Genomic DNA, 1,490 nt, shown 5'->3' on the forward strand with positions numbered 1-1,490 from the left:
TCGGGCGGCAGATAGATGCGCGCCACCTGCGCCCTCTTGTTCACGACATGGTCGATGAAGCCGGGATCCTGATGGCTGAAGCCGTTATGGTCCTGGCGCCAGACATGGGAGGTCAGCAGGTAGTTCAGCGAGGCGATAGGTCGTCTCCACGGGATTGCCTGAGCGCTCTTCAGCCACTTGGCGTGCTGGTTCACCATTGAGTCCACGATATGGATGAAGGCCTCGTAGCAGGAGAACAGCCCGTGCCGTCCGGTCAGCAGGTAGCCTTCCAGCCAACCCTGGCAGGTGTGCTCGCTGAGAATCTCCATCACCCGGCCACTGGGGGCGAGGTGGTCGTCCTCTGGCAGTACCGCCGCATCCCAGGCACGGTCCGTCGCCTCGAGTACAGCGTTGAGGCGGTTCGAGTTGTTCTCGTCCGGCGAGAAGACCCGAAAATTCCGTGCCGAGGCGTTCGCGCGCATCACATCCCGCAGGAAGGTGCCCATGATGCGGGTCGACTCCGCCTCCGCCCGCCCGGGCTCCCGCACCGATACAGCGTAGTCGCAGAAATCCGGGAGCCGGAGCGGCCGCATCAACGAGCCACCATTGGCGTGCGGGTTCGCGCTCATCCGCCGCTCGCCTTCGGGAGCAAGCGAGGCGATGTCGGGCATGAGCCGCCCCGCATCGTCGAACAACTCCTCTGGGCGATAGCTTCGCATCCAATCCTCCAGCAGCTCGAGATGGCCCGGCTTTGCCATGTCGGAGAAGGGAACCTGGTGGGAGCGCCAGAAACCTTCGGTTTTCAGGCCGTCGACGGTCTTCGGCCCGGTCCAGCCTTTGGGGCTGCGCAGGATGATCATGGGCCAGCGCGGCCGCTCGCACACTCCATCGCCGCGGGCACGCTTCTGGATCGCCCGGATCTCGTCGAAGGCTCGGTCCAGGGCTGCGGCCATGGCCTGGTGCATGGCTTCGGGCTCCGAGCCCTCTACGACCACGGGCTCGTAGCCATAGCCCCGCATCAGCGAGACCAGCTCCTCGGGCATAATCCGCGCCAGGACTGTCGGGTTAGCAATCTTGTACCCGTTGAGGTGCAGGATCGGCAGCACGGCGCCGTCGGTCGCCGGATTGATGAACTTGTTGCCATGCCAGGACGTCGCGAGCGGGCCGGTTTCCGCCTCACCATCGCCCACGACGCAGGCGGCGATCAGGTCGGGATTGTCCAGCACCGCCCCGAAGGCATGGAGGAGCGAGTAGCCGAGTTCGCCGCCCTCATGAATGGAGCCGGGCGTGTCCGGCGCGGCGTGGCTCGGGATGCCGCCGGGGAATGAGAATTGCCGGAACAAGCGGCAGATGCCCTCCGCATCCCGGGACACTTCTGGGTAGAGTTCGCTGTATGTGCCTTCGAGCCAGGTACTGGCCACGACGCCCGGCGCACCATGGCCGGGGCCGGCCAGGAACAGGATACTGAGGTCGCGCGCCTTGATGATGCGGTTCAGGTGTAGATAGACGAA

The 1,490-nt window shown here is 65.2% G+C and carries 1 protein-coding gene; it reads right to left on the bottom strand.

Going from position 1 to position 1,490, the window contains the following annotated elements; translation table 11 throughout:
* The coding region (locus tag ACO1BU_RS37280; protein WP_481133272.1) for a phosphoketolase family protein at positions 1 to 1,490 on the bottom strand (1,490 nt) is incomplete at both ends.

The sequence above is a fragment of the Roseomonas chloroacetimidivorans genome, from assembly GCF_049629625.1.
Classification (GTDB): Bacteria; Pseudomonadota; Alphaproteobacteria; order Acetobacterales; family Acetobacteraceae; genus Roseomonas; species Roseomonas chloroacetimidivorans.